Below are 26671 nucleotides of genomic sequence, written 5' to 3'. Positions count from 1 at the left end.
CTCCTACAATCGTCGCTCGATGTCATCGCCCCATCGCCCCGTCGATCCGCAGCAGTCCTTCCCCGCCCTGGAGGACGAGGTCCTCGCGCGCTGGAAGGCGGAGGACGTCTTCCCGCGCACCGTCGCCAACCGCGCCGGCGCGGAGCCGTGGGTCTTCTACGAGGGCCCGCCGACGGCGAACGGCCGTCCCGGCGTCCACCACGTGCTGGCGCGCGTCTTCAAGGACATCTTCCCGCGCTACCGCACGATGACCGGCTACCGCGTCGAGCGGAAGGGCGGCTGGGACACGCACGGCCTGCCGGTCGAGCTGGCGGTCGAGGCCGAGCTGGGCTTCGACAAGAAGGAGGACATCGAGGAGTACGGCATCGCGAGATTCAACGCGAAGTGCCGTGAGTCGGTCTTCACCTACCTCGAGGACTGGTCGCGCCTGACCGAGCGGATCGGCTACTGGGTCGACCTCGACGACGCCTACCGGACGCTCGACAACTCCTACATCGAGTCCGTCTGGTGGGCGCTGAAGACGATCTGGGAGAAGGGCCTCCTGACGGAGAGCTACAAGGTCGTGCCGCACTGCCCGCGCGACCAGGTGACGCTCTCCTCGCACGAGCTGGGCCAGCCGGGCGCCTACCGCGACGTCGTCGACCCGTCGGTCTACGTGCGCTTCCCGGTCACCGAGCCGGCCGGTCCGCTGCACGCCGGCGACGAGCTGCTGATCTGGACGACGACGCCGTGGACGCTGCCGTCCAACGCGGCCGTCGCGGTCGACCCGGAGCTGACCTACGTGCGGGCGCGGAGCGCCGAGCACGACGCTGTCTTCGTGCTCGCCGAGGCGCTCGTCGAGCGCGTGCTCGGCGAAGGCGCCGAGGTCGTCGAGCGGTTCCCGGGCGCCGCGATCGAAGGCGCGCGCTATGAGCCGCCGTTCGGCTACATCCCCGGCTCCGCCTACGGCGAGCGCGGCCACACGGTCCTCGTCGGCGACTTCGTCACCGCCGTGGACGGCACCGGCATTGTCCACACGGCGATCGCGTTCGGCGAGGACGACTTCCGCCTCGGCGAGCAGTACGGGCTGACGGTCGTCAACCCGGTCAAGCCGAACGGCACCTACGACGACCGCATGGGCGCGTACGCCGGTCGCGGCGTCAAGGACGCCGACCGCGACCTCGTCGAGGACCTGCGCGGCCGCGGCCGTCTGCTGCGCGCCGAGGAGTACGAGCACGCCTACCCGCACTGCTGGCGCTGCGGGACGCCGCTGATCTACTACGCGAAGCCGTCGTGGTACATCCGCACGTCGCAGATCCGCGACAGGCTGCTGGCGTCCAACGAGACGGTCAACTGGCACCCGCCGCACGTCAAGCACGGCCGCTTCGGCAACTGGCTGGAGGGCAACGTCGACTGGGCGCTCTCGCGCGAGCGCTACTGGGGCACCCCGCTGCCGATCTGGCGCTGCGAGAACGGCCACGTCCACGCGATCGGCTCGTTCGACGAGCTGGAGGAGCGCTCCGGCGTGCGGCTCGACGACGCGCACCGGCCGTACGTCGACGAGGTCTCGTTCCCGTGTGCGCAGTGCAACGGGCGGATGACACGGGTGCCCGAGGTGATCGACGTCTGGTTCGACTCGGGCGCGATGCCGTTCGCGCAGTGGCACGCGCCGCACGAGAACGCCGAAGTCTTCAGAGAACGCTTCCCGGCCGACTACGTCTGCGAGGCGCTGGACCAGACGCGCGGCTGGTTCTACTCGCTGTTGGCGGTGTCGACCCTGCTGTTCGACCAGTCGTCGTACAAGAACGTCGTCTGCCTCGGCCTGATCCTCGACGGCGAGGGTCAGAAGATGTCGAAGTCGAGAGGCAACGTCGTCGTCCCCGACGAGGTGCTCGACAGATTCGGCGCCGACGCGCTGCGCTGGTACTTCTTCACCTCCAAGCAGCCGTGGGACGGCTACCGCTTCTCGCACGAGACGATCGGCGAGATGGTGCGGCAGTTCCTGCTGCAGCTGTGGAACACGTACGGCTTCTACGTCATGTACGCGAACGCGAACGACGTCGCGCCGCCGCCCGCGCCCGACCCCTCCGCGCTCACGAACGACCTCGACCGCTGGGCGCTCTCGCGCCTGTCGGCGACCGTCGAGACGGTCCGCGAGCGGATGGACGACTACGACGCGACGACCGCCGGCCGCGCGATCCAGGCGTTCGTGGACGATCTCTCGAACTGGTACGTGCGCCGCTCCCGCCGCCGCTTCTGGGACGGCGACGCCGATGCGTTCGCGACGCTGCGCCACTGCCTCGTCGCGGTCGCGCAGATGCTGGCGCCGTTCACGCCGTTCTTCGTCGACGAGATCTACCGCAACCTCGATCCCGACGGCCCGTCCAGCGTCCACCTGACCGACTTCCCGGTCGCCGCGCCGCGCGACGAGGAGCTGGAGTTCGCGATGGGCGTCGCGCGTGAGGCGGTGACGCTCGGGCTCGCCGCGCGCGGCCAGTCGAAGATCAAGCTGCGCCAGCCGCTGCACGCCGCGGTGATCGTCGCGACCGGCAGAGAGCGCGCAGCGCTGGAGCGGCTCGCCGACGTCGTCCGCGACGAGCTGAACGTGAAGGAGCTGCGCTTCGCCGCCGCCGCCGACGAGCTCGGCCGGATCGAGGTCAAGCCGAACTACCGCGCGCTCGGGCCGCGCTTCGGCAAGTCGATGCCGATGGTGGCCGCCGCGGTCGCCGGCCTCGACCCCGCGCACGTCGCGACGGCGCTGCGGGAGGGCCGGACGGTCGGCATCTCGATCGACGGCAGAGACCATTCGCTCGGCGCCGAGGACCTGATCACCGCGATGCAGCCGCTCGACGGCTACCAGCTGGAGCGCGAGGGATCGCACGCCGTCGCGCTGGAGCTGACGCTCGACGACGCGCTGCGGCGCGAGGGGATCGCGCGCGAGATCGTCCACGCGATCCAGGCGGCGCGCAAGAACGCCGGCCTCGACATATCCGACCGCATCGCGCTGACGCTCGGCGGCGGCGAGGAGCTGGCAGCGGCCGTCAACGAGAACGCCGACTACATCTCGCGTGAGACGCTAGCGACGACGCTGTCGTTCGACACGCTCGTCGTCGCGGGCGATGCGACGGGCGACGGCGGCGCGGTCCGGATCGACGGCGAGCCGCTCAGCATCGCCGTCGCGCGCACGTAGCGTGGACGTGGACCACCGCCTGCGCGCCTGGGTCCGGGAGGACTTCGGCGTCGAGCTGACGTCCGTCGAGCCGGTCGAGCACGGCGCCGACGCGGCGGCCGAGGTGCGCCGCGGCCTCGCCTCCGACGGCGCGGGCTACGCGGTCAAGTGGAGCGGCGGCGGGACGCCGGTCGCGCTGCTTGTCGCGGCGCGCCTGGCCGAGTGCGGGGTGCCGGGCGTGCTCGCGCCGGTGGCGACCCGCGCGGGTCGGCTGTGGAGCGAGCACGACGGCCGCCGGCTGTCGCTCGTGCCGTGGGCGCCGGGAATCGGCGCGCTCGACGGCGAGCTGACCGCGCGGCGCTGGCGGCGCTACGGGGCGCTGCTGGCGCAGGTGCACGCCACCCCGCCGAGCGACGCGGTGCTGCGGACGCTGCCGCGCGAGCCGCACGATCCGGAGCGGTGGGCGGCGCCCGCGCGCGCGCTCGGACCCGCCGTCGAGGCGGCTGCCGCCGACGCCGGTGCCACGGCGGATCCCCTCGTCCGCGCGCTCGCCGAGCAGTGGCGCGGCGGTGCGGCCGCGGTCGTCGCGGCGCTGCTCGACCGTGCGGACGCGCTCGGGCGGGTGCTGCGCGCGCAGCAGGCGACGGAGGTCGTCTGCCACGGCGACCCGCATCTGCTCAACGTGCTCGTCAGCGGCGACGAGGACGTCTGGCTGATCGACTGGGACGACGCGGTGCTCGCCCCGCGCGAACGGGACCTGATGTTCGTGCTCGGCGGCGTGCTGCCGTTCGCGCCCGTCGGCGCGCAGGAGCAGGCGTGGTTCTTCGACGGCTACGGGCCCGTCGACGTCGATCCGGATCGTCTCGCCTACTACCGCTGCGTGCGTGCGCTGGAGGACCTCGCCGGCCCCGCCGAAGAGGTCCTCGACGTCGGCGGTCGCGGCGACCGGCAGCGCGCCGACGCGCTCGGGACCTTCAGCAGCGTGCTGTCGCCGACCGGTCTCGCGCGGCTCGTGCTCGGCGGGACCACCGCGGCCGCCGCCGCTCAGCGCCGCTCGTAGATCTTGTCGATCAGGCCGTACTCGACCGCCTGCTCCGGCGTGAAGTAGCGGTCGCGCTCCATGTCGTCGTGGATCCGCTCGATCGGCTGCCCGGTGTGGAGCGCGTACAGCTCCTCGAGCCGCCGCCGCGCCGCGAGCGCCTCCTCGGCGTGGATCTGGATGTCGGTCGCCTGGCCCTGGAAGCCGCCGGAGGGCTGGTGGTTGAGGATGCGGCTGTTCGGCAGCGACATGCGCTTGCCGCTCGCGCCGCCGCACAGCAGGAACGAGCCCATCGACATCGCGATGCCGACGCAGATCGTCGCCACGTCGGGGCGGATCAGCTGCATCGTGTCGTAGATCGCGAAGCCGGCCGAGACCGAGCCGCCGGGCGAGTTGATGTAGAGGTTGATGTCCTTGTCGGCATCGACCGACTCGAGGTGCAGCAGCTGGGCGACGACGAGGTTGGCGATGTCGTCGTTGACCTCCTGGCCGAGGAAGATCACGCGCTCGTTGAGCAGGCGCGAGTAGATGTCGAACGAGCGCTCGCCGCGCGGGCTCTGCTCGACGACCATCGGGACGAGCGGGGACATGTGGGCTCCTTTGGATCGAAGCGCAACCTTTGAGTTGCGTATTGCGTGGGCGCTAGACTAGCAACCCATGAGTTGCGCAACTGTCAGGAGCCTCCGATGACCGCCGAGCCCGCCGCCGCCGTCCACCGCGCCGTCGTGCTGCCCGTCTCGCGCGAGCGGGCGTGGGAGGCCGTCACCGACCCCGCGCAGCTCGCCTGTTGGCTCGCCGACGAGGTCGAGCTGGACGCCCGCGAGGGCGGCGCCGCGACGTTCGCCTGGGAGGACGGCACGACGCGCGTCGGCGTCGTCGACGAGCTGGCCGAGCAGCGGCGGATCGCGTTCCGCTGGCACGACGAGGAGCTGGAGGAGTCGCTCGTCGAGCTGACGCTGGACGACGTCGAGGGCGGCACGCGCGTCTCGGTCGTCGAGGTCCGCACGCGCGTCCTGCGCGCGGGCGACGTGCCGCTCGCGCCGGCGGGCGCGCCGACGGCGTGGACGCAGCGGATGGCGGCGCTGTCGGCCTGCTCGGTCGCGGTCTGGGCGTGAGCGCGATGACCTCAGGCGGCGTCGACGCGCAGGCTGGCGCGGTCTTCGCCGCGCTCGCCGATCCGACGCGGCGCGCCGTCGTGCGCGAGCTGTCGCGGCAGGAGACGGTCACCGCCTCGGCGCTCGCCGGCGAGCTGCCGATCTCGCGCCAGGCGGTCAGCAAGCACCTCGCGCTGCTCGCGGGCGCCGGGCTCGTGACGTCCGCGAGAGCCGGGCGCGAGACGCTCTACCGCCTCACGCCGGACCCGCTCGACGACGCGATGCGCTGGATCGCTGAGGTCGGCGGGCAGTGGGACCGCCGCCTCGAGCAGCTGCGCCGGCACGTCGGCGGCTGATCGGCGGAGCGCGGCGGAGCGCTTCGGCTTTAGACGGTGCGGCGATGCTGGAGGTGTGACCAAGCGCACCGAGCGGTGGCACCACCACCCGCTGCAGCATCTCAAGCTGCTGTGGCGGATGGCCTACGAGGCCAACGTGACGGGCCTGTCGGGCATGGTCGCGTACAACCTGCTGCTGTCGATCTTCCCGTTCGTGCTGCTCGTCCTGTTCGTCGTCGGCCAGGTCGTGCGCAGCGAGGCGACCGAGGCGAGCATCGTCAACGAGATCCAGCGGCTGTTCCCGCAGGCGGCGGAGAGCAGCGTGCGCAACACGCTCGCGACCGTGCGCGACAACGCGACGAGCATCGGGATCGTCGCCCTGGTCGGCGGGATCTGGGTCGGCACGTCGTTCTGGGGCGCGATGGACACGGCCTTCTGCCGCATCTACGACAGTCCCTGCCGCTCGTGGGTCAAGCAGAAGCTGTTCGCGCTCGCGATGCTGGTCGTCGCCGCGCTGTTCCTCGCCGCGAGCGTGGCGCTGCCGGCGCTGCAGGCCGCGGTGCTCGTCGGCGCGGGGGAGGTGCTGCCGTTCGGCCTCGCGAACTGGCACGCGTTCACGCTCGGGCTCGGGATCGCGGGCGGCGTCACGGTGCTGTTCGCCGTCACGTGCGTGATCTACGTCGCGGTGCCGAGCGGCGCGCTGCCGTGGCGGGCGATCTGGCCCGGGGCGCTGCTCGCGACGCTCGGCGTCACGCTCGTCAATTGGGCGTTCCCGTTCTACCTCACCGACGTCTCGACGATCGGCTCGCTCGGCAGCGGGCTCGGGTTCCTGCTGATCGTGCTCGTGTGGTTCTACGTCGTCGCGTTCGTGCTGCTGCTCGGCGGCGTGCTCAACAGCTCGCGCCTCGCGCGCGCCGCCGCCGGCGGCCCGGCGAAGCCTTCGAGCTGATCGCTCGCGCGCTCGGCGGCGACGAACGCGTCGACGTCGGCGAGCGCCGCTCCGATGCGGCGCAGCCCGGCAGCCGAGATGTGCGTCGGCGGCGGCTGCGGCGTCACGTCGTCCGGCATGCGGAAGCCGATCAGCGAGGCGAGGTCTGCGGCCGCCTCCAACGGGCGGGCGCAGCGTGGGCAGGCCGTGAGCGCGGGGTCTGGTGCGACGTGTCCGCGCGCGAATCGGATCCTGCAGTGGGTGCACTTCATGTAGGGCACGGTGGCCCCTTCCGTCGGTGTGCAGCTGACCATAACAGGGTGCTTTGCACGTCCCGACGGGCCGGCGCGACCGCTGACCTCGTCGGTCGCGGTCGCGCGCGGGTCCTGCTAGGCCAGCGCGGGCTCCAGCTCGGCCTCGAGCTTGCGCTTGGGGTACGCGCCGACGACCTTCTTCGCGACCGCGCCGTTCTTGAAGAGGATCAGCGTCGGGATCGAGAGGACCTCGAAGTTCATCGCCGTCTGCTGGTTGTCGTCGACGTTCAGCTTGACGATCTTCAGCGCCTCGCCCTTCTCGCTGGCGATCTCCTCGAGCACTGGCGCGACCATCCGGCACGGGCCGCACCACGGCGCCCAGAAGTCGACGAGGACGGGGACGTCGGACTCGATGACCTCGGCCTGGAAGTTGTTGTCGGTCACCTCGGTGATGGTGCCTGCCATGAGGGCTCCTTGCGGGAATCGGCTGCTTACTTCACTTAGTGTAGTGGGGTGTCGCAGGGTAGGTTCTCATCCATGGCAGACCCGACCAACAGCGAGATCGCCGCCGCCTTCGACGAGCTGGGCGACCTCTACGAGCTCGACGGCGCGATCATCCACCGCGTCGTCGCCTATCGCAACGCCGCCAAGGTCGTCCGCGACGCCTCCGTCTCGGTCGCCGCGCTCACGCGCGACGGGCGCGTCACCGAGCTGCCGGGCATCGGCGCGACGCTGGAGACGAAGCTCGTCGCGCTCGTCGAGACCGGCGACATCCCGCAGGCCGCGAGACTGCGGGCGAAGTTCCCCGCCGGCCTGCTGGAGATGACGCGGCTGCCGGGCCTCGGGCCCAAGCGCGCGCGGCGGCTCTACGAGGAGCTTGGGGTCGACTCGCTCCAGTCGCTCGAGACCGCCGCCAGACAGCAGCGGATCCGCGACCTGAAGGGCTTCGGCGTCAGAGCGGAGGAGAACTTCCTCGCCGCGATCGCGCGCGCGAACGCCGACGCGGCGGACGGCAAGACCGGCGGCCGCTTCGTGCTCGACCGCGCGCTCGCGATCGCCGAGCCGCTGCTGGAGCTGCTGCGCGCCCATCCGACCTCGCACCGCGTCGAGCTGGCCGGCTCGGCCCGACGCTGGGCCGACAGCGTCAAGGACCTCGACATCATCGCGACGGCGGACGACCCGCGCGCGCTCGCGGAGGCGCTGACCGCCTCCGACCTCGTCGAGTCGATCGCCGGCGTCGGCGACGCCGGCGCGCGCGTGCGCACCCACAGCGGGATGGGCGTCGACCTGAAGGTCGTCGCGCCCGACCAATTCGGCAACCTGCTGCAGCACTTCAGCGGCTCCAAGGAGCACAACATGGCGCTCCGCGAGGCGGCCGTGAAGAGAGGGCTGCACGTCTCCGAGTACGGCGTGCTGGACGACGCGACCGGCGAGACGCTGCGCTGCGCGACCGAGCAGGAGGTCTACGCGGAGCTCGGCTACGCTTACATCGAGCCGGAGCTGCGCGAGAACCGCGGCGAGCTGAGAGCGGCGCTGCTCGACGGCGGCAGCGGCCTGCCGGAGCTGATCCGCGAAGAAGACGTGCGCGGCGACCTGCACAGCCACACGACCGCGTCGGACGGGAGAAACGAGATCGAGGAGATGGCGGAGGCGGCGCAGGCGCTCGGCTACGAGTACCTCGCGATCACCGACCACTCCGCCTCGCACGGCTTCGGCGACGAGGTCTCGGCGGAGCAGCTGGAGATCCAGATCGAGCGGATCCACGCCGCCAACGCCGCGTTTCCCGGGATCGAGCTGCTCGCCGGCAGCGAGGTCAACATCATGCCCGACGGCTCGCTCGACTACCCCGACGAGCTGCTCGCGCGGCTCGACTGGGTGATCGCCAGCGTCCACTCCTCCTTCCGCATCGACGAGCGGGCGATGACCGAGCGCGTGGTCGCCGCGATCGAGCACCCGTGGGTCGACGCGATCGGACATCTGACGGGTCGCAAGATCGAGGCGCGCCCGCCGTACGCGATCGACGTCGAGCGCGTGATCGAGGCGGCCGCGCGGACCGGCACGATGCTGGAGATCAACGCCGCGCCCGACCGCCGCGACCTCAACGACGTGCACGCCCGCGCGGCGGCGCAGGCAGGGGTGCGGATCCTCGTCAACAGCGATGCCCACCGCACCCGCACGCTCGCATCCAGCCGGCGCTACGGGATCGCGACCGCGCGCCGCGCGTGGCTGACCGCCGAGCAGGTCGCCAACACGCGCGGCTGGGCGCAGTTCGCCCCGCTGCGCAAGCGCGCCGGCACCGTCTCCCCGCCGGGATAGATTCTCGTCTCACCGAGAAAGGGGCGGGCATGAACGAAGCGCTGCTGGAGCAGCTGAAGCAGAGCCGCAGATGGCTGATGATCGCCGGCGTGCTGGCCGTGATCGCAGGGGCGATCGCGATCGTCGTGCCGGCCGTCGCCTCCGTCACGGTCGCGATCTTCATCGGCTGGATGCTCGTCTTCGGCGCGATCTTCCTGTTCGTCGACGCGTTCGCCGTGCGCGACGTCGGCCGTCTCGTGCTGCGTGCGCTGATCGCGCTGATCACCGGCGCCGCCGGCATCTCGCTGCTCGTCGCGCCGCTGAAGGGGACGTACACGCTGACCGTGCTGCTGGTGCTCTACTTCGCGCTCGCCGGCGTCGTGCGGATCGCCGCCGCGATCGCCGAGCGCGGCCTGCCGGGCGCCGGCCTGATGGGCTTCAACGGCGCCGTGACGCTGCTGCTCGCGGTTCTGATCGGGGCGGAGCTGCCGGAGTCCTCCGACTGGGCGATCGGCCTGCTCGTCGGGATCGACTTCCTCTTCTTCGGCTTCGCCGCGATCTCCGCCGCGACGGCGTTGAAACACTCGGCCGAGTAGCCCGGAAGCCGGTCGATCCCGGCCTTGAGCGAGGTTCACAGAATCTCCACAGCTTCATGACGGGGCGGTCACGAGCACACGGGTGACGAGAGTGAGAGTCACCGTGACTCGCCGCACGGAGCAGGCGGGTCCGCGTCCCGTTTCCTCCACCCGAAGGACTCAATTGACCTCCTCCTCCGCGCCGCGCAAGCGGCGCTGGTCGAGCCTGCCCGCGGCGCTCGCCGCGGCGGCGCTGATCGTCGCGCTGCCGCCGGCCGCGCACGCCGGCGGACTCGACCTGATCGACGAGACCGAGCAGATCGGGCCGGGCGTCAGCATGCGCCACCTCAAGACGCTCGAAGCCGGCGGCTGGTTCGACTACCAGCTGCTGACGGCCAGACTGCAGGGCGGCGTCGTCACGAGCGACCTGCTCTCCGGCGACAGCGTGACCGAGGCCGGGCCGATCTCGAAGAAGGCCGACAGAGCCGGCGCGGTCGCGGGCGTCAACGGCGACTTCTTCGACATCAACAACTCCAACGCGCCGCAGAACCTCGCCGTCAGAGGCGGTGAGCTGCTCAAGAGCGCGAACTTCGGGCTGACCGCCCCGGCCACCGGCGTCACGAGAGACGGCATCGGCCAGCTGCTCAGCACGACGCTCGACGCGAAGGCGACGTTCGGCGGCGCCGACCTTCCCGTCGCCGCCCTCAACGCCGCCGGCGCCGTTCCCGCCGACGGCTACGTCGCCTTCACCCCGAAGTGGGGCAGATCCAGCCGCGCGCGCAGCCTCGCCGGCGTGGCGAACGTCGCCGAGGCGCTCGTCACCGACGGCAGAGTCGTCGCCGTCTCCGACGGCGTGGGCGCGGGCGAGATCCCCGCCGGCAGCTTCTACCTCGTCGGCCGCGAGAGCGCCGCCGACGCGATCCGTGCGCTGAGAGCCGGCGACGAGGTCAGACTCGCGTACGGTCTCAGCGGCGACGTCGCGCAGCAGCTCCAGTTCGCGATCGGCGGCAACGAAGTGCTCGTCCGCGACGGGCAGGTCGTCGGCAGCGACCAGTCGGTCCACCCGCGCACGGCGATCGGCTTCAAGGACGGCGGCAGAACGCTGCTGCTGTTCGTCGCTGACGGCCGCCAGACGCAGGTGCTCGGCATGACGACGCAGAAGGTCGCGCAGCTGCTGCGCGACGCGGGCGCCGAGACCGCGATGAACCTCGACGGCGGCGGCTCGACGACACTCGTCGCCCGCCCGCTCGGCGACAGCAGAGCGGCGGTCCGCAACACGCCCTCCGACGGCGCCGAGCGCCACGACCCCAACGGCGTCGGCCTGTTCGTCAGCGCCGGCAACGGCCAGGTCGAGCAGCTCGTGCTCTCGCCCTCCGGCGAGCAGGCGCGCGTCTTCCCGGGCCTGCACCGCACGCTGCGCGTGAAGGCGGTCGACGACCACCAGACGCCGGTCGCGCTCGCGCGCGGCGATGTCCGCTGGAGCAGCAACGAGGGCAGTGTCGACGGCGGCCTGCTGCGGGCGCCCGAGAACGTCTTCGGGCAGATCCGCGTGAAGGCGACGACCGACACCGCGCAGGAGGAGGCCGTCGTCAGAGTGCTCGGCGAGCTGCACGCGCTCGAGCTGTCCTCGCAGCGGCTCTCGTTCTCGGCGACCGGCGCCGAGCAGGCGCGGACGCTGAAGGTCACCGGCCGCGACGCGCACGGCTTCACCGCCCCGGTCGAGTCGGCCGACCTGGAGCTCGACTACGACGACGCGGTCGTCAAGGTCACCCCCTCCGGCGACGCGCTGAAGATCACGCCGCTGCAGGCGGGCGGCACGGTGCTGACCGTCTCCGCCGGATCGCAGTCGGTCAAGCTGCCGATCTCCGTCGGCGTCCAGACGCACGTCAACGACTACTTCCTGACGACCAGCCCGATCGCCAGCGGCAACTGGATGTGGACGGGCACGGGGACGATCAGACGGACGCTCACCGACACCGCCGAGGGCGTCAGAGTCGACTACACCGCCGGCCGCAACATAGGGATCACCTCCAGAGGCACGGTCGGGCAGTTCGCGCTGCCGGGCGCGCCGCTGAGAGTTCGCGTGAGAGTGAAGTCGAGCGCGAACGTCAGCCTCACCTACGGTGCCTTCGCGCAGGCGGACGGCACCTACAAGAACCTCTACGGCGCGGCGCTGAAGCCGGGCTGGAACGACGTCGAGTTCGCGCTCCCGGCCGACACGAAGTACCCGATCAAGCTCGACACCTTCCAGGCGATCGAGACGACCGTCGCTGCGCAGAGAGACGGCTCGATCGTCGTCGGCGAGGTCTCGGCCGACGTGCCGAGCGAGGTCGAGCTGCCCGAGCAGGAGCCGCTGCGCTCCGACCGGCTGCTGTCCGCCGACGGCGACCTGCAGGAGGGCGCGGACTTCAGCTTCGCGACGCTCTCCGACGTCCAGTTCACGCACGTCAACCAGGAGATGGTCCCGGTCGCGGTCCAGGCGCTGCGGCGGATCCGCGCGACGAGACCCGACCTCGTCGTGCTCAACGGCGACATCGTCGACCTCGGCGCCGCCGAGGACATGACGCTCGCGCGCAGAACGCTGGAGGCAGGCGGCTGCCAGCTCGTCCCGCTCGGCACGCCGGACGTCCCCACGCCGACCGCAGACACGGTTCCGTGCCTCTACGTCCCCGGCAACCACGAGTCGTACGTCGCCGGCGGCCAGGGCACGCTCGACGCGTTCAAGGCCGAGTTCGGCAGACCGTACGGCTACACCGACCACAAGGGCACCCGCTTCATCACGCTCAACAGCTCCTACGGGTCGCTGCGCGGCTCGGACTTCGCGCAGCTGCCGATGCTGCAGGAGGCGCTGGAGCAGGCGGCGGGCGAAGACGGCATCGACAACGTGATGGTCTTCGCCCACCACCCGGTCGACGATCCCGCCGAGACGAAGTCGAGCCAGCTCGGCGACCGCACCGAGGTCCAGCTCGTCAAGAAGCTGTTGTCGGACTTCCGCGACGACAGCGGCAAGGGCGTCGCCATGGTCGGCTCGCACGCGCAGATCATGAACGTCCGCCGCGAGGAGGGCGTCCCGTACGTCGTGCTCCCGTCGTCGGGCAAGGCGCCGTACGGCACGCCCGACCGCGGCGGCATCACCGGCTGGGTCCGCTGGGGCGTCGACAGCGACGAGAACGCCGCGGGCGACTGGCTCGAAGGCGACGTGCGCCCGTTCGCGCAGACGATCGACCTGCAGGCACCGGCGACGCTCGAGGTCGGCAACAGTGCGCCGCTCGGCGGCTCGCTCGTGCAGCCGAGCGGGGTCAGAAACGGCAGCCGCACCGTGCCGCTGCGCTACCCGCTGTCGCTGCGCTGGTCCGGCAGCGAGCAGCTCGCGATCGGCAGCGGCGACGACGCGGTCGAGGCGGCCCGCGAGGCCGACAAGACCGCGATCCTCGACCCGCAGACGGGCGCGCTGACGGCGCTCTCGACCGGCACGGTCGAGGTCACGGTCGCGGCCGACTCGATGCGCGAGGGAGACGACCTCGCGCCGATCACGGCGACGAAGACGATCGCAGTCGCGCCGTCGACCGCTCCCGGCCCGAAGGCGTGGATCAGCGCGCCGGTCTTTCCCGACCAGGCTGCCACGACGATCGGCGCCGGGCAGCCGGTGACGGTCGCCAACACCGGTGAGGAGCCGCTCCAGGTCGGGCTCGACAGAGTGCTCGCGCTCGAAGGCCCGCAGGGCGACTTCGTCGTCGCCGACGACAGCTGCAGCGCGGCGCCCGTCGCGCCGGGCGCGTCGTGCACGGTGCTCGTGCGCTTCGCCCCGTCGCGCGAGAACGCGAGATCGTCGGCGCGGTTCGTCTTCCGCGACAACACCGCCGAGCAGCGTCACACGGTGACGATCAACGCGACCTCGACCGGTCTGCCGAGAGGCGACAAGGGCGACCAGGGCCAGCCCGGCATCCCGGGCGAGGACGGTCCCGCCGGCCCGCAGGGTCCGCAGGGCCCCGCCGGCAGAGACGGGCCGCAGGGTCCGGCCGGCAGAGACGGGCCGCAAGGCGAGTCCGGCCCGATCGGCCCGCAGGGTCCGGCCGGCGGCGACGGCGCGCAGGGCCCGGCCGGCGCCAAGGGCGACACCGGCGCGCCCGGTGCGACCGGCGCCAAGGGCGAGACGGGCGAGCGCGGCGAGAAGGGCGCCAAGGGCGACCGCGGCGCGGCCGGCCGGGACGCGCTCGTCACGTGCACGGTCAGAGGCGGCGTCTACCAGAGAGTCACGTGCGTCGTGACGTACTCGAGCAGAAGCGCGCTGCGCAACGCGAAGGTCAAGGGCACGTCGAAGGCGCGCCTGACGCGCGCCGGGCGCACCTACGCCAGCGGCCGCGTCGGCTCGCTCAGAGCGAGCCGCACGGTCAGCCGCGGGCGCTACACGCTGCTCGTCGGCAGCGGCAAGAACGCGGCGAAGGTGGCCGTGACCGTCCGCTAGACGCGCGTCGCCGGCCCGCCGCCCGCGCGGCGGCGGGCCGGCCGCGCTCCCCTCCTTCCTCTTCGACTCCAGGAGCACCCGTGACCCTCTTCAGTTCCCCGGGCGGCCGCCGGCGGCTGCGCGCGACGATCGCGGCCGGCGCCGCGCTCGCGCTCGCGGCGCCGGCCGCGGCGAGCGCGGCCGACCAGCTGACGCTGACCGACCGCAGCGAGCCGATCGGCCCCGGCATCGAGCTGCGCCACCTCGAGACGCTCAGCGCCTCGGGCTGGACCGACGCCCAGATCCTCACCGTCGACCTCGCCGAGCAGGCGGTCACGACCGACCTGCTGATGGCCGACCACGTCGGCCAGGCGACGGGCCTCTCCCAGCAGGCGAAGGCGGCCGGCGCGATCGCCGGCGTCAACGGCGACTTCTTCGACATCGGCAACTCCGGCGCGGCGCTCCGGCCCGCGATCAGAAGCGGCAGGGTCGTCAAGTCGGGCGATCCGGAGACCGTCGTCGGCGTCACGAACGGCCGCCTCGGCTCGCTCACCTCGCTCGCGCTGGAGGCGACCGCGACGTTCCCCGACGGCGCGCACGCGGTCCGCTCGTTCGACGCGCTCGGGCGCGGCGCGAACACGATCGCGGCGTACACGTCCAACTGGGGTCCGTACTCGCGCGCGTCGGCGACCGGGGCCGCGACCGACCGCGCCGAGGCGATCGTCACCGACGGCGTCGTCGTCTCCGTCGATCCCGCCGGCGCCGGCGCAGGGACGCTGCCGGCGAACACGATCGCGCTCGTCGGCCGTGAGGCCGGCGCGGCCGCGATCCGCACGCTCAGAGCCGGTGACAGAGTCGACTTCGCCTACAGGCTGAACGGCGATGGTGTCGACGACCTGCGCTTCGCGATCGGCGCGGCGCACCCGCTCGTCAGCGACGGCGTCGTGCAGCCGCAGGGCGACGTCTCGACCGCGCCGCGCACGGCGGTCGGCTTCTCGGAGGACCGCACGACGATGTACCTCGCGGTCGCCGACGGCCGGCAGACGAGCGTGCTCGGCCCGAGACTGCGCGAGATGGGCGAGCTGATGCGCTCGCTCGGCGCCGACGACGCAGTGAACCTCGACGGCGGCGGCTCCTCGACGCTCGTCGCGCGCCCGCTCGGTCAGACCGACGCGACGATTCGCAACACGCCGTCGGACGGCAGCGAGCGCGCGACGCCCAACGGCGTCGGGATCTTCCTCGCGCCGGGCAGCGGCGTCGCGGACAGGCTGCTGCTGAGCGCAGGCGGCGTCTCCGGGGGCGAGACGCGCGTCTTCCCAGGCCTGCATCGCACGTTCGGCGCCAGAGCCGTCGACGAGAACGGCGGCGCCGTCGCGCTGGCGCGCGGCGACGTGCGCTGGAGCACGACCGCGGGCCGTGCTCCCGGCGGGCTGCTGCAGGCGCCCGAGGCGCCCGGCACGACGCTGCGCGTGCGCGCGACGACCGACGCCGTCCAGGCGGACGCGCCGGTGCGCGTGCTCGGCGAGCTGGCAGAGCTCGAGCCTTCGCGCCGCCGCCTCTCGTTCACCGACACCGCCAGCGCCGCGACGACGCTCGCGCTGACCGGCCGCGACGCCGACGGCTTCGCGGCCGCGATCGACCCGCTCGACGCCGAGCTTGAGTACGACGACGGCGTCGTCGCGATCGCGCCCTCCGGCGGCGGCCTGAAGATCACGCCGAAGGCCAACGGCGCGACCGTGCTGCGCGTCAGCTCCGGCGCGCAGACCGTCGCGATCCCGATCACGGTCGGCTTCGAGACGCGTCCGGTCGACGGCTTCGACAGCACCGCGAACTGGACCTTCCGCCACGACCGCTCGCCGACGGGCGCGATCGCGGTCGTCGACGGCGGCCGCACCGGCACGGGGCTGAGAATCGACTACGACTTCACGCAGGCGACCGCGACCCGCAGCGCCGGCGCCCGCGCGCTGACGCAGATCCCGCTGCCGGGCCAGCCGCTGCGCGTCAGCGTCTGGGTCAAGAGCGACGGCAACGGCCAGTGGCCGACGATCTCGCTGCGCGACTCGTCCTCGACGGCGGGCAGAACGCTCGACCTGCGCGGCGACTACCTGACGAGACCGGGCTGGACGAAGGTGACGGCGTCGCTGCCGAGCAGCGGCGTGGTCTACCCGGTCCGGCTCGACAACGTCCGCTTCATCGAGACGGCGGCCGCGAGGCAGTACAGAGGCTCGCTGACGATCGACGACCTCGAGGTCGACGTGCCGAGCGCGATCGAGACGCCGGCCGAGCCGCCGCTTCAGCGCGACCGCCTGATCGACGCCGACGGCAGACTGCCGGCCGGCGGCGACCGCTTCCAGTTCGCCACCCTCTCCGACGTCCAGTTCACCGCGGCCAACCAGGAGATGGTGCCCGTCGCGATCCAAGCGCTGAAGCGGATCCGCGCACAGAGACCGGACTTCGTCGTGCTCAACGGCGACATCGTCGACACCGGCTACCCGGCCGACGTCGAGCTGGCCAGAAGAGTCCTCACCGACGGCGGCTGCGAGCTGGTCGAGGCCGGCCGTCCGGCGCCGGAGCCGACCGCGAGCAGCGTCCCGTGCTACTACGTGCCGGGCAACCACGAGTCGTACGGCACCGACAATCTCAACGCCTGGTCGGCGCAGTTCGGCAGACCGTTCGGCGTCTTCGACCACAAGGGCACGCGCGTCGTGCTGCTGAACTCGACGCGCGGCTCGCTGCGCGGCTCGGACTTCGCGCAGCTGCCGATGCTGCAGGAGGCGCTGGAGACGGCGGCGAGCGATCCCGCGGTCGACAACGTGATGGTCTTCGCCCACCACCCGACGAACGACCCCGACCCCGGCGACGCCAGCCAGCTCGGCGACCGCAAGGAGGTCGCGCTGATCGAGCGGCTGCTGAGCGACTTCCGCTCCGACAGCGGCAAGGGCGTCGCGATGGTCGGCTCGCACGCGCAGATCGTCGACGTCGATCGCGTCGAGGGAGTCCCGTACGTCGTGCTGCCGTCCTCGGGCAAGTCGCCCTACGGCACGCCCGACCGCGGTGGGATGACCGGCTGGGTGCGCTGGAGCGTCGACCCCGGCGAGGACGCGACGGGCGACTGGCTCGCCGCCGACGTGCGCCCGTTCGCGCAGCAGATCGACCTCGACGTGCCGGCGGCGCTCGGCGTCGGCGACGCCGCGCCGCTCGGCGGCGAGCTGGTGCAGCCGGCTGGCGTCTCCAACGGCAGTCGCCGTGTGCCGCTGCGCTACCCGGCCTCGGTCCGCTGGTCGGGCTCGGAGGAGCTGGCGCTCGGCAGCGGCGAGGCGGCGGTCGACGCCGCTCGCGAGGCCGGCAAGGTCGCGATCCTCGACCCCGCGACCGGCAGGCTGACCGCGCTCAAGCAGGGCCAGGTCGCGATCGTCGCCGAGGCCGACTCGATGCGGGCGGGCGACGACGTCGCGCCGATCCGCGCGCAGAAGACCGTGCAGGTGACCGCGCCGGTCGGACCGGGACCGCGCGCGTGGATCAGCGCGCCGGTCTTCGCGCCGCAGCCGGCGAGCACGGTCGGTCCCGCGCAGGAGCTGACCGTCGCCAACACCGGCGACGAGCCGCTCGAGATCGGCTTCGACCGGATCGAGACGCTCGCCGGCGCGAAGGGCGACTTCCTGCTCGCCGCCGACGGCTGCAGCACGGCGCCGGTCGCGCCGGGCGCGGCGTGCAGGCTGCTCGTCCGCTTCGCACCCTCGCAGGCCGACGCGACCTCGACGGCGCGTGTCGTCCTCGCCGGCAACACGCCGGAGCGGCGCCACACGGTGACGCTGACGGCGACGAGCACGACGATCCCGAGAGGCGAGCAGGGCGACCAGGGGCCGCAGGGTCCCTCCGGCAGAGAGGGTCCGCAGGGGCCGAGCGGCCCGGCCGGCGCTGACGGCGGGCAGGGACCGGCCGGCGGCGACGGCGCGCAGGGTCCTGCCGGACCGGTCGGCGGGCAGGGCCCGGCGGGCCCGGTCGGCGCCGACGGGCCGGGCGGCCCGAAGGGCGAGACCGGCGCGCCGGGAGCGGCGGGAGCGAAGGGCGACCGCGGCGACAAGGGCGACGCGGGCGCGAAGGGCGACCGCGGCCTCGTCGGACGCGACGCGCTCGTCACGTGCACGGTCAGGGGCAGCACGAAGGTGACGTGCAGCGTCACCTACACGGGCAGAAGCGCCGCGCGGCGGGCGAAGGCCGCGCGCAGCGCGAAGGCGCGGCTGACGCGCGGCGGCCGCTCGGTCGCGACCGGCCGCGTGGGTGCGCTGAACGCCTCGCGCAAGGTCGCGCGCGGGCGCTACACGCTGATGGTCGGCGCGTCGAAGGTGGCGGTGACCGTCCGCTAGCCGAGCAGGTTGTCCTGGATTGGTGTCGCAGGACGACACCGATCCAGGACGCCGCCGGGTGGTGGATCAGCGGAGCAGCAAGGGCAGGACTCGCTGCGCCACGGCCGCGTCGAAGGAGGCCCGGCGGTAGGGGGCGAGCAGCGCCGCGGCGCGCTCGGCGTAGTCGTCGGGCGCGCCGGGCGTCGCCGCGCCCGCGGCGGCGGTGTCCGGCGGACCGGCCGCCGCTTCGGAGGCAGCGGCGTCGTCGAGCGCGGCGCGCAGCGCTCCCGCCAGGTCGTCGCCGACGTAGCGCGGGTCGAGCGTGCGCGCGAGCGCGAGCGCGGGATAGGCGCCGGGCGCCGGTGCCGTCACCAGCCGGCAGCCGTCCGCGAGCGCCTCCAGTTGCGCGATCCCGTGGTCCTCGCGCAGCGGCGCCGCGACGAACACGCGCGCCCGCCGCAGCAGCGCGCGGTACTCGTCCGGCGCCAGCAGGCCGGTGCCCTCCGCGCCGTCGCCGAGCGGCCCGTCCTGGCCGGCGACGAGCAGCCGCTCGCCGTCGCGTCGCGCGGCACGCCACGCGGCGAGGATGCGGTCGAGGCCCTTCTTGACCGGGTCGGCCGCGTACGCGATCGCGGCGACGTCGCGCGTGCCGGCGGCGGCCGAGCTGCCTGACGGTCCGGCCGCCGCGTCGCCGGACGGTCCCGACGGCTCGACCGGGACCGGCAGCAGGACCGCCGGCGTCGCGGCGCGGACCGCCGCCGGCAGCGGCGCGAGGCTGCCCTCGCTCATCGGCAGCAGCAGCGGCGCCGCGCACATCCGCCGCGGCTCTACCAGCCGCTGCCACAGCCCGTGGCGGCCGGGGCGGTTGTCGAGCGCGGGCGAGTCGAACCAGATCGCGCCGGGCCGCGGCGCCAGCAGGGCGGCCGTCGTCGAGCTGTAGATCAGCGCGCGCGGCGCGTGCTCGCGGATCCCGCGCAGCGCGGCCGCGCGCGTCGCGCGGGCCTGCACGAGGTCGGTCAGCGCGAACGTGCGCACGCGCGGGACCGGCCCGGCGGCGGCGATCGCGACGCTCGCGCCCGCGTGTTCGATCGCGGCGGCGAGCAGCGGGTCGGCGTTGCGCCAGCCCGCCGTCGTGCCGAGCGAGACGATCAGGACGTCGGCGCTCATGCGTCGGGTGGACCGGCCGCGGCCGGTCTGCGCGCCGCCTCCTCCATCTCCCACATGTTCGAGCGGAAGCCAGGCGTGCGGATCAGCCGGATCGCTCTCAGCGGCGAGGTGCTCTCGACGTAGTAGCGGACGCCGTCGCGTCCTTCGATCGCCGTGACGGCTGCGTCCTGACGCCGCCACGAGAGCGCCCAGATGATCGCGAAGCCGGTCGCGATCGCGGCGATCTGCGGGTAGAGGAACGCGAGCGCGCCGGCGGCGATCGTGCAGACGAGCAGCGGCCACAGCCGGTTGAAGAGGACGCGGCCGGGACGCACCTCCGGCAGCGACTGCGTCGATCTCGCGTCGGCCAGCAGCCGCGCGATCGGCGGCGTCGTCTCGGCGCGTCTGCCGAGCACGATGCCGACCGAGCCGGCGAGGATCCACCAGCCGGCCGCGAACGGCACCAGCAGCGGGTCGTCAGCGCGGCTGGCGGCGAACGCGGTCAGCGCGGCGAGCACGGTCGCCGCCGCGGCGGACGTCATCACGGTCGCCTTGAGGAAGTCCGTGAAGCGCATCGCGCGGCTGCTCCTGGCCTACTGCGCGTCGTCGTGCAGCAGCGTCTCGAGCAGGTGCCGGACGCCGTCGGTCCCGTCGACGACGACGTCGGCCTCGTCGGCCAGCTCCGACGGTCCCTCCTCGGATCTGACGCAGACGCGCAGCGCGTGGCGCAGCTTGCCCTCGGCGAGCATCTCGCCGAGGCCGCGGAAGGCGTCGAGGTCGGTCACGTCGTCGCCGACGTACATCGCGGCGTCGAGGTCGGCGTCCTCGAGGAAGCTCTGGATTCCGGCGCCCTTGTCCATCCGCACCGGAGGACGGACCTCCAGCACCTTGCGGCCCCAGTGCGTGCGCAGCCCGCTCTGCTCGGCGCGGCCGGCGATCGTGTCGATCGCCGCGCGCGCGGCCTCCTCGTCGGGCGCGCCGCGCCAGTGGAACGCGACGATCGAGCCCTTGTCCTCGATCCGCACGCGCAGGCGGCGCAGCTCGGGGTTGTCCGCCTCCCGCCCGAACGCCTGGATCCGCCTGCCCCAGTCGCGCACGGCCGGGTCGAGCACCGGCTCGATCCCACCGGCGCGCAGCAGCTCGGTGCCGTGGCTGCCGAGGTACGAGATCGTCCCGATCGAGACGATGCGGCGCGCGTCGGAGGCACGCCGGCCGCTGACGCACGCGACGACCTTGTAGCGCCGCGCGATCTCGATCAGCAGCGCGCGCGTCGCCTCCGGCACGTGCGCGTCGTCGGCGTAGCGCACGATCGGCGCAAGCGTGCCGTCGATGTCGAGCAGGACGGCGGCGCGCGACGGGTCGGTGCGCAGCGGCTCCAGCGCCTCGGCGAGCCGCGCGTCGGATGCATCCGCCGTCGGTCTGGCGGGGGTCATCGAACTAGTATGGCGATGCGGCATCGTGGCCGCCCGCCGGGGGTCATGCCTGCAACGCCGCTGTCAGCCGCCGGTCAGCCGCAGCGGCCGCGCGTGCCGCTGTATGCGCCGAACTCGGCAGCGTACGTGGCGCGTGGGGCGGAGCCGCTCACCGCGGCGCCCGGCGCGCCGGGCACGGCCGCGATGCCGACGTCGCGGAAGCTGGAGCGGAGCACGTTCTCGCGGTGTCCGGCACTGTCCATCCACGCGTCGATCACCCACGCCGGGTCGCCGGCCGGCGCGGAGCCCCAGGCGAGGTTCTCGCCGACCGTCCAGCGGGCGCCGCGCGGGGCGTAGCCGGTCGCGAGGATCCGGTCGGCGAAGTCGCGCCCGTCGGGCGAGCGATGGGCGAAGTAGCGTCGCGCGACCATGTCGCGCGCATGGCCCGCGGCGGCACGCGCGAGGCAGCGGTTCGGTTGCAGCTGCCGCAGGCCTGCGCGTGCGCGCTCGCGGTTGAGCAGGCACAGCAGAGCGTGCTCGGAGCGGGCACCGCCGGCATCGGCGGACGGGATCGCGTGGCTTGCGGGACAGGCCGTCGGCTCGCTCGCGGCGTGCGCGGCTGCCGGCGATCCGGCGAGCGCCGCGACGCACAGCGCGACGGCGGCCGCCAGCGCGGCTGCAGCGGGTCGAGCGCGTCTCCGTCCGCGCCGGTCCCCAGGCGGTTGCTTGTGATCCCTCACCCCGCATTGGGACTGCCCGCGCGGGGAGGCGCATCACACGACTGGGCGCCTTTGCAGCGGCTTCCTGCGGTTTGAGCGCAGGAAGCCGTCGCGTCGCTGCTCACGGTGACCGGCCGCGCGCCAGGCTCAGTCTTGCGGCAGCAGGCCCATCGAGCGCTGTCGCTCGTTCGCGCCCGGGCCGGGCCGGATCCGCACGTCGCGCGGCTCGATCGGCTCGCGGCAGTGGCTGCAGTGCAGGCGCGCGTTCGCGTCGTGGCCGCAGGCGGCGTGCACGGGCACGACCGGCGGCCCTGCCTCGCCGGCGGTGTAGCGGTCGCCCCACGTCATCAGCGCCAGCAGCACCGGCTGCAGGTCGAGGCCCTTCGGCGTCACGCGGTAGGTGGGCGGGTCGCCGTCGTGGGACAGCACGCCGTGGTCGACGAGCGTCGCGAGGCGGTCGCTGAGGATGTTGCTGGCGACGCCGGTGCGGCGTCTGATCTCCTCGAAGCGGCGGCTGCCGAGCAGCACCTCGCGCAGCACGAGCAGCGTCCAGCGCTCGCCGACGATCGCGAGCGTGCGGGCGATCGAGCAGTTCTGGTCGTCGAAGGCGCGGTACGGCATGCGGATCGATCGTAGCCGATCGCTTGCAAACCGCAAGTAGTCGCGCTACGGTCCGGCGCGACCGAGTCGTTGCAAAATGCAAGGAGCTGGATTCCGATGCCGACCCAATGCGAAGCTCTCAGAGCGCGAGCGCGCCGAGCACTTCCTCCCACCAGGCGCGCTCGGAGTCGCTGCGCGCGGCGCGTGCGCGGCGGCGGACCCATTGGCTCAGCAGCTGCTCGCGGCCGAGCGCCATCACCGGGCCGGTGACGGCGAAGTAGCCGTCGTCGAGCAGCACGAGCGACCCCGGCACGTCGCGCCGCGTCCGCAGCCGCTCGACGACCTCGCGCCCGGCGACCTCGGTGACCGTCATCGGGTTGCCCCAGCTCTCCTCCCACGGCCGCACGTGGAAGACCGGCGCGTGGCCCTCGGGGATCCGCCGCGGGCGCGGTCTCGGCCCGATCGGGCCACTGTGCCAGCGCTCGGTCAGCTCCTGCATGACGGGCAGCGCTTCGCGGCGGATCAGCACGTGCAGGCGGTCGCCGTCGGCGATCTTCGTCGAGCCGCGCGGCGGCACGGCCTGCCCGCGCCGGACGATCACGTTGACGACCGCCTCGCGCGGCAGTTCGAGGTCGCGGATTCGCAGCCCGACGATCGCGTCGTCGGGCAGGACCTCGTACTCGACCGAGTCGGCCCCGAGCTGGCGGATCGTGCCGGTCTCCGTCAGCGCGCTCGTCAGCAGCGGCGACCTCGCGGTCGTCGCGCCGAGCCGCCGGGCGACCGCCTCGAACGTCGACCCCTGCAGGACGGTCGACAGCAGCACGGCGAAGAAGACGATCTCGAAGAACTCGCTGCTGTGCTCGACGCCGGCGATCACGGGGAAGGTCGCCAGCACGACCGGCACCGCCCCGCGCAATCCGGCCCAGCCGAGCACGACGCGGTCGGCGACGCCGAAGCCCGGCCCGCTCGCGACGAACGCCGCGACCGGCCGCGCGATGAAGCAGAGCGCGAGCGCGAGGATCGTGCCTTCGAGCCAGACCTCGCCGAAGTGGCTGGGGAAGACGAGCAGGCCGAGCGCGAGGAACATCGTCAGCTGCGCGATCCACGCCATCCCCTGGTGGAAGGTCGTGATCGTCTGCTTGCCGGGGATGTGGGCGCTGCCGAGCGCGAGGCCGGCGAGGTAGACGGCGAGGAAGCCGGAGCCGTGCAGCGAGCTGGCGGCGCCGAACGCGAGCGCGGCGGTCGCGATCGAGGCGACGGGGTAGAGGCCGGGCGTCGCCAGCTGAAAGCGCTGGAACAGTCTCGCCGCGCCGACGCCGACGACGACGCCGACGACCGCGCCGATCCCGACCTCGGTCACGAACAGCCCCGCCATGTCGACCAGGCCGTAGTCGGGCTTCTCGATCCAGTCGATGAAGCCGACGACGAGCAGCACCGCGATCGGGTCGTTCATGCCGGCCTCGCCCTCCAGCGTGCGGCCGAGCTTCTTCTTCAGGGACGAGCCGCGCAGCAGCGCGAAGATCGCCGCGCCGTCGGTCGAGGAGATGATCGCGCCGAGCAGCAGGCCCTCCAGCAGCGAGAAGTCGAACAGCCACGTCGCGACCAGGCCGCAGATGCCGGCGGTGATCAACGTGCCGAACAGCGCGAGGCTGACGACGTTCTTCAGCACCGGGCGGATCTCGCCGAAGCCGGCCGTCAGGCCGCCCTCGAAGAGGATCAGCGCGAGCGCGACGATGCCGATGTCGCGCGCCAGCTCGTAGTCGGCGAAGTCGACCCAGCCGAGCCCGTCGGTGCCGACGGCCATGCCGACGCCGAGGAACAGCACGAGGCTCGGGAGGCGCAGGCGCCCGGCGAGCAGGGAGGCGGCGATGCCGGCAGCGAGCAGCGCACCCGCGATCAGGATGAGGTGGCCGTCCTCCATGCCCGGAACCCTTTCAAGCTCACGGACCGGATGCCTTTAGCCTCTCGGCGCATGGCTCCGACTCCAGCTCCTCCCCGTGCACCGAGACAACCCCACGCCGAGGTCGACCCGAACCTGCTCGACGACGCCGCGCTGGAAGCCGACGGGCTCCAGGACGTCGTGCTCGAGCATGCCAATCTCGCCAACCGCCGCGGTCGTCGCGTGCTGGTGCAGCGGGTGCGGCTGAAGGGCTGTCGCATGACCGGCATCCAGCTCGCCGAGTCGACGCTCCGCGACGTCGTGATCGAGGGCAGCCGCGTCGACCTCGCCGCCTTCCGCATGACGAGATTCGAGCGCGTCGTCTTCCGCGACTGCCAGCTGCAGGAGCTCGACCTCGTCGAGGCTCAGCTCAGCTCGGTCGTGTTCGACCGCTGCGACCTCAGCGGCGCCGACCTCGGCCACGCGACCTTCCGCCGCTCGCAGATGCGCGACTGCACGCTCGACGGGCTGATCGGCGCCGAGCGGCTGCGCGGCGTCTCGATGCCGTGGCCCGACGTCGTCGGTCAGGCGGCGGCGTTCGCGGCGGTGCTCGGCGTCGGCATCATCGAGGAGGACGAAGAGGGCGAGGGCTTGCGCCGCTGATCAGCCGTGCGGGTTGAGCCCGTGCTCCAGCGCGTTCTTGACGGTCGCGTCGAGCGAGTTGACGCGCGCGAGCGCGAGCGCCTCGGCGGAGCCGAAACGGCGGCCGGGCGCGGCGTCGGGCCCGTGGTGGCAGAGGACGCAATGCAGCAGCGCCAGCAGCCGCTCCTGCGACAGCTGCGGGATCCGCGCCGCGCGCTGCTCGAGCAGCCGCGCGCCGAGCTGCACGTGGCCGAGCAGCCGGCCCTCCTCGCTGACGCCGAACTCGGCGCCGTAGGTGAACTCGCGCGTCTTGCCGAGGTCGTGCACGAGCGCCGCGGCGATCATCAGATCGGAGTCGAGCTTGACGTGCAGCAGGCACGTCTCCTGCGCGAGCGTGCCGACCGCGACGGTGTGCTCCAGCAGGCCGCCGAGGTAGGCGTGGTGGCCGTTGCGCGTGCACGGCGCGCGCCGCCACGCGGCGCGCAGCTCGGCGTCGCCGAGCAGGTCGGCGAGCAGCGCTCTGTAGCCCGGCTCGTAGACCTCGCCGGCGAGGTGCTCGAGGAATCCATCCAGCTCGTCGAGGTCGCGGTAGGCGCTCGGGAGGAAGGCGGCAGGGTCGACGTCGGCGGCGTTCGCTCTCGCGATCGTCCGCACCTCCACCTGCAGCTCGTCGCGGAAGCGCTCGACGCGCCCCGCGACGCGCACCAGGTCGCCGCGCTCGAAGCGGCCGGCGAGCACGTCGGCGTCTCTGAACGCGCGCGCCTGCACCGCGCCGGTGCGATCGCGCAGCTCCAGCGCGAGGTAGGGCGTGCCGGCACGGCTCAGCAGCCGGTCCTTGCGCGTGCAGGCGAAGACGGCGTCGATCTCTTGGGCCGGGCGCAGCGCGCTGACGGTGACGAGAGCGGTCACAGGCCCATCATGTACTACTTTGAACCGATGCAGCCATTGCAATGGGAACGCCGACCGGACGGGCTCCGCGCCCCGGCGCTCGTCTGTGCGTTCAAGGGCTGGAACGACGCCGGCGACGCCGCCACGACCGCGCTCCAGTTCATCGGCACCTCGCTCGGCGCGACGCGCTTCGCGACCATCGACCCCGAGGAGTTCTTCGACTTCCAGGCGACGCGACCGCAGGTCAAGCTCGTCGAGGGCGTGACGCGCGAGATCGAGTGGCCCGAGGTCGAGATCTACGAGGCGCGCGTGCCGCGCGCGCCGCGCGACCTGATCCTGCTGACGGGCAGCGAGCCGTCGATGCGCTGGCGGACCTTCTGCCAGCTCGTGCTCGATCTTGCCGAGGCGCTCGGGGTGCAGATGGTCGTCTCGCTCGGCGCGCTGCTCGCCGACGTGGCGCACTCGCGTCCGATCGGGATCACCGGCCTCGCCTCCGATCCCGCGCTCGTCGAGCGGCTGCAGATGACGCCGTCCTCCTACGAGGGGCCGACCGGCATCGTCGGCGTGCTGCAGGCGGCGTGCCAGAGAGCGGCGCTGCCGTCCGCGAGCCTGTGGGCGTCGGTCCCGCACTACATCGCCTCGGCGCCGAACCCGAAGGCCGCGCTCGCGCTCGTGCGCAAGCTGGAGGGGCTCGTCGGCGTCTCGGTCGATGCTTCGGACCTCGAGTCGGCGGCGAGCGACTACGAGCGCCAGGTCAACCTCGCGGTCCAGAGCGACCCCGACGTGCAGGCGTTCGTCGAGCGGCTGGAGAGAGCGGCCGACGAGGAGGACGAGCCGCTCGACCCGACCGAGCTGCCGACGGGCGACCGGCTCGCCAGCGACTTCATGAAGTTCCTCAGGCAGCGCGGCTCCGACGGCCGCTGAGCG

The 26671-nt window shown here is 73.0% G+C and carries 21 protein-coding genes; 11 read left to right on the top strand and 10 right to left on the bottom strand.

Features of this window, described 5'->3' with window-relative positions; translation table 11 throughout:
• The first annotated feature begins 19 nt into the window (after nt 1-19).
• A complete protein-coding gene (gene ileS, locus CWOE_RS29355; RefSeq protein WP_012937297.1) occupies nt 20-3169 on the top strand; it encodes an isoleucine--tRNA ligase in 3150 nt (1049 codons plus the stop codon).
• A gap of 7 nt (nt 3170-3176) precedes the next feature.
• Nucleotides 3177-4208, top strand: coding sequence for a phosphotransferase enzyme family protein (locus CWOE_RS29350; protein ID WP_201447093.1), 1032 nt, complete (start codon nt 3177-3179; stop codon nt 4206-4208).
• Here the strand turns inward: CWOE_RS29350 and CWOE_RS29345 are convergent.
• Entirely contained in the window at nt 4193-4777 is a 585-nt protein-coding gene (locus CWOE_RS29345; RefSeq protein WP_012937295.1) for an ATP-dependent Clp protease proteolytic subunit, read from the bottom strand. The two genes, CWOE_RS29350 and CWOE_RS29345, sit on opposite strands and share 16 nt — an antisense overlap.
• A gap of 96 nt (nt 4778-4873) precedes the next feature.
• Between CWOE_RS29345 and CWOE_RS29340 the strand changes: the two genes are divergently transcribed.
• From CWOE_RS29340 to CWOE_RS29330, 3 genes are read left to right on the top strand one after another with little or no spacing between them, the layout of a single operon-like run.
• Complete coding sequence (locus tag CWOE_RS29340; RefSeq protein ID WP_012937294.1) at nt 4874-5302, top strand: SRPBCC family protein; 429 nt, start codon at nt 4874-4876, stop codon at nt 5300-5302.
• 5 nt (nt 5303-5307) lie between these two features.
• Entirely contained in the window at nt 5308-5637 is a 330-nt protein-coding gene (locus CWOE_RS29335; protein ID WP_012937293.1) for an ArsR/SmtB family transcription factor, read from the top strand.
• Between the two features lie 55 nt (nt 5638-5692).
• Nucleotides 5693-6565 (top strand): YihY/virulence factor BrkB family protein, encoded by an 873-nt coding sequence (locus CWOE_RS29330; RefSeq protein WP_012937292.1) that lies wholly within the window; start codon nt 5693-5695, stop codon nt 6563-6565.
• On the opposite strand, the gene CWOE_RS32355 is transcribed toward CWOE_RS29330, so the two are convergent.
• The gene (locus CWOE_RS32355; protein WP_081425562.1) at nt 6469-6726 is read right to left on the bottom strand and encodes a hypothetical protein; all 258 of its coding nucleotides are present in this window, start codon (nt 6724-6726) and stop codon (nt 6469-6471) included. The genes CWOE_RS29330 and CWOE_RS32355 overlap by 97 nt on opposite strands.
• Nucleotides 6727-6933: 207 nt before the next feature.
• Nucleotides 6934-7263: a thioredoxin gene (trxA, locus tag CWOE_RS29320; RefSeq protein ID WP_012937291.1), complete on the bottom strand. Its 330-nt coding sequence runs from the start codon at nt 7261-7263 to the stop codon at nt 6934-6936.
• Between the two features lie 72 nt (nt 7264-7335).
• On the opposite strand from trxA, the gene polX reads away from it, so the two are divergent.
• From polX to CWOE_RS29300, 4 genes are all read left to right on the top strand, one after another.
• A complete protein-coding gene (gene polX / locus CWOE_RS29315; protein ID WP_012937290.1) occupies nt 7336-9114 on the top strand; it encodes a DNA polymerase/3'-5' exonuclease PolX in 1779 nt (592 codons plus the stop codon).
• Between the two features lie 29 nt (nt 9115-9143).
• Nucleotides 9144-9689, top strand: a complete 546-nt coding sequence (locus CWOE_RS29310) for an HdeD family acid-resistance protein (protein WP_012937289.1) — start codon at nt 9144-9146, stop codon at nt 9687-9689.
• A gap of 163 nt (nt 9690-9852) precedes the next feature.
• Nucleotides 9853-14133, top strand: coding sequence for a phosphodiester glycosidase family protein (locus tag CWOE_RS34400; RefSeq protein ID WP_012937288.1), 4281 nt, complete (start codon nt 9853-9855; stop codon nt 14131-14133).
• Between the two features lie 80 nt (nt 14134-14213).
• Nucleotides 14214-18479: a phosphodiester glycosidase family protein gene (locus CWOE_RS29300; protein ID WP_012937287.1), complete on the top strand. Its 4266-nt coding sequence runs from the start codon at nt 14214-14216 to the stop codon at nt 18477-18479.
• Between the two features lie 66 nt (nt 18480-18545).
• On the opposite strand, the gene CWOE_RS29295 is transcribed toward CWOE_RS29300, so the two are convergent.
• From CWOE_RS29295 to CWOE_RS29270, 6 genes are all read right to left on the bottom strand, one after another.
• Complete coding sequence (locus CWOE_RS29295) at nt 18546-19625, bottom strand: glycosyltransferase family protein (protein WP_012937286.1); 1080 nt, start codon at nt 19623-19625, stop codon at nt 18546-18548.
• Nucleotides 19622-20179: a hypothetical protein gene (locus tag CWOE_RS29290; RefSeq protein WP_012937285.1), complete on the bottom strand. Its 558-nt coding sequence runs from the start codon at nt 20177-20179 to the stop codon at nt 19622-19624. Before CWOE_RS29290 ends, CWOE_RS29295 begins: the two co-directional genes overlap by 4 nt.
• An 18-nt stretch (nt 20180-20197) precedes the next feature.
• On the bottom strand, nt 20198-21037 hold the full coding sequence (gene otsB, locus CWOE_RS29285) for a trehalose-phosphatase (RefSeq protein WP_012937284.1): 840 nt from the start codon (nt 21035-21037) through the stop codon (nt 20198-20200).
• A 74-nt stretch (nt 21038-21111) separates the two neighbouring features.
• Nucleotides 21112-21756 carry a CAP domain-containing protein gene (locus CWOE_RS29280; RefSeq protein ID WP_012937283.1) on the bottom strand — a complete coding sequence of 215 codons (645 nt, stop codon included), beginning with the start codon at nt 21754-21756 and terminating at the stop codon, nt 21112-21114.
• Between the two features lie 126 nt (nt 21757-21882).
• Entirely contained in the window at nt 21883-22356 is a 474-nt protein-coding gene (locus CWOE_RS29275) for a winged helix-turn-helix transcriptional regulator (protein ID WP_012937282.1), read from the bottom strand.
• A gap of 118 nt (nt 22357-22474) precedes the next feature.
• The gene (locus CWOE_RS29270; RefSeq protein ID WP_012937281.1) at nt 22475-24256 is read right to left on the bottom strand and encodes a potassium/proton antiporter; all 1782 of its coding nucleotides are present in this window, start codon (nt 24254-24256) and stop codon (nt 22475-22477) included.
• 51 nt (nt 24257-24307) lie between these two features.
• Here CWOE_RS29270 and CWOE_RS29265 point away from each other — a divergent pair, with 51 nt between their 5' ends.
• A complete protein-coding gene (locus CWOE_RS29265) occupies nt 24308-24877 on the top strand; it encodes a pentapeptide repeat-containing protein (protein ID WP_012937280.1) in 570 nt (189 codons plus the stop codon).
• Here the strand turns inward: CWOE_RS29265 and CWOE_RS29260 are convergent, their stop codons facing one another.
• The gene (locus CWOE_RS29260; RefSeq protein ID WP_012937279.1) at nt 24878-25765 is read right to left on the bottom strand and encodes a 3'-5' exoribonuclease YhaM family protein; all 888 of its coding nucleotides are present in this window, start codon (nt 25763-25765) and stop codon (nt 24878-24880) included. It abuts the gene before it with no gap.
• 27 nt (nt 25766-25792) lie between these two features.
• Between CWOE_RS29260 and CWOE_RS29255 the strand changes: the two genes are divergently transcribed.
• The gene (locus CWOE_RS29255) at nt 25793-26668 is read left to right on the top strand and encodes a PAC2 family protein (protein WP_041734035.1); all 876 of its coding nucleotides are present in this window, start codon (nt 25793-25795) and stop codon (nt 26666-26668) included.
• Nucleotides 26669-26671 lie beyond the last annotated feature (3 nt).

The organism is Conexibacter woesei DSM 14684, from assembly GCF_000025265.1.
Taxonomy (GTDB): Bacteria; Actinomycetota; Thermoleophilia; order Solirubrobacterales; family Solirubrobacteraceae; genus Conexibacter; species Conexibacter woesei.
This window is presented reverse-complemented; position numbering and strand designations above follow the sequence as displayed.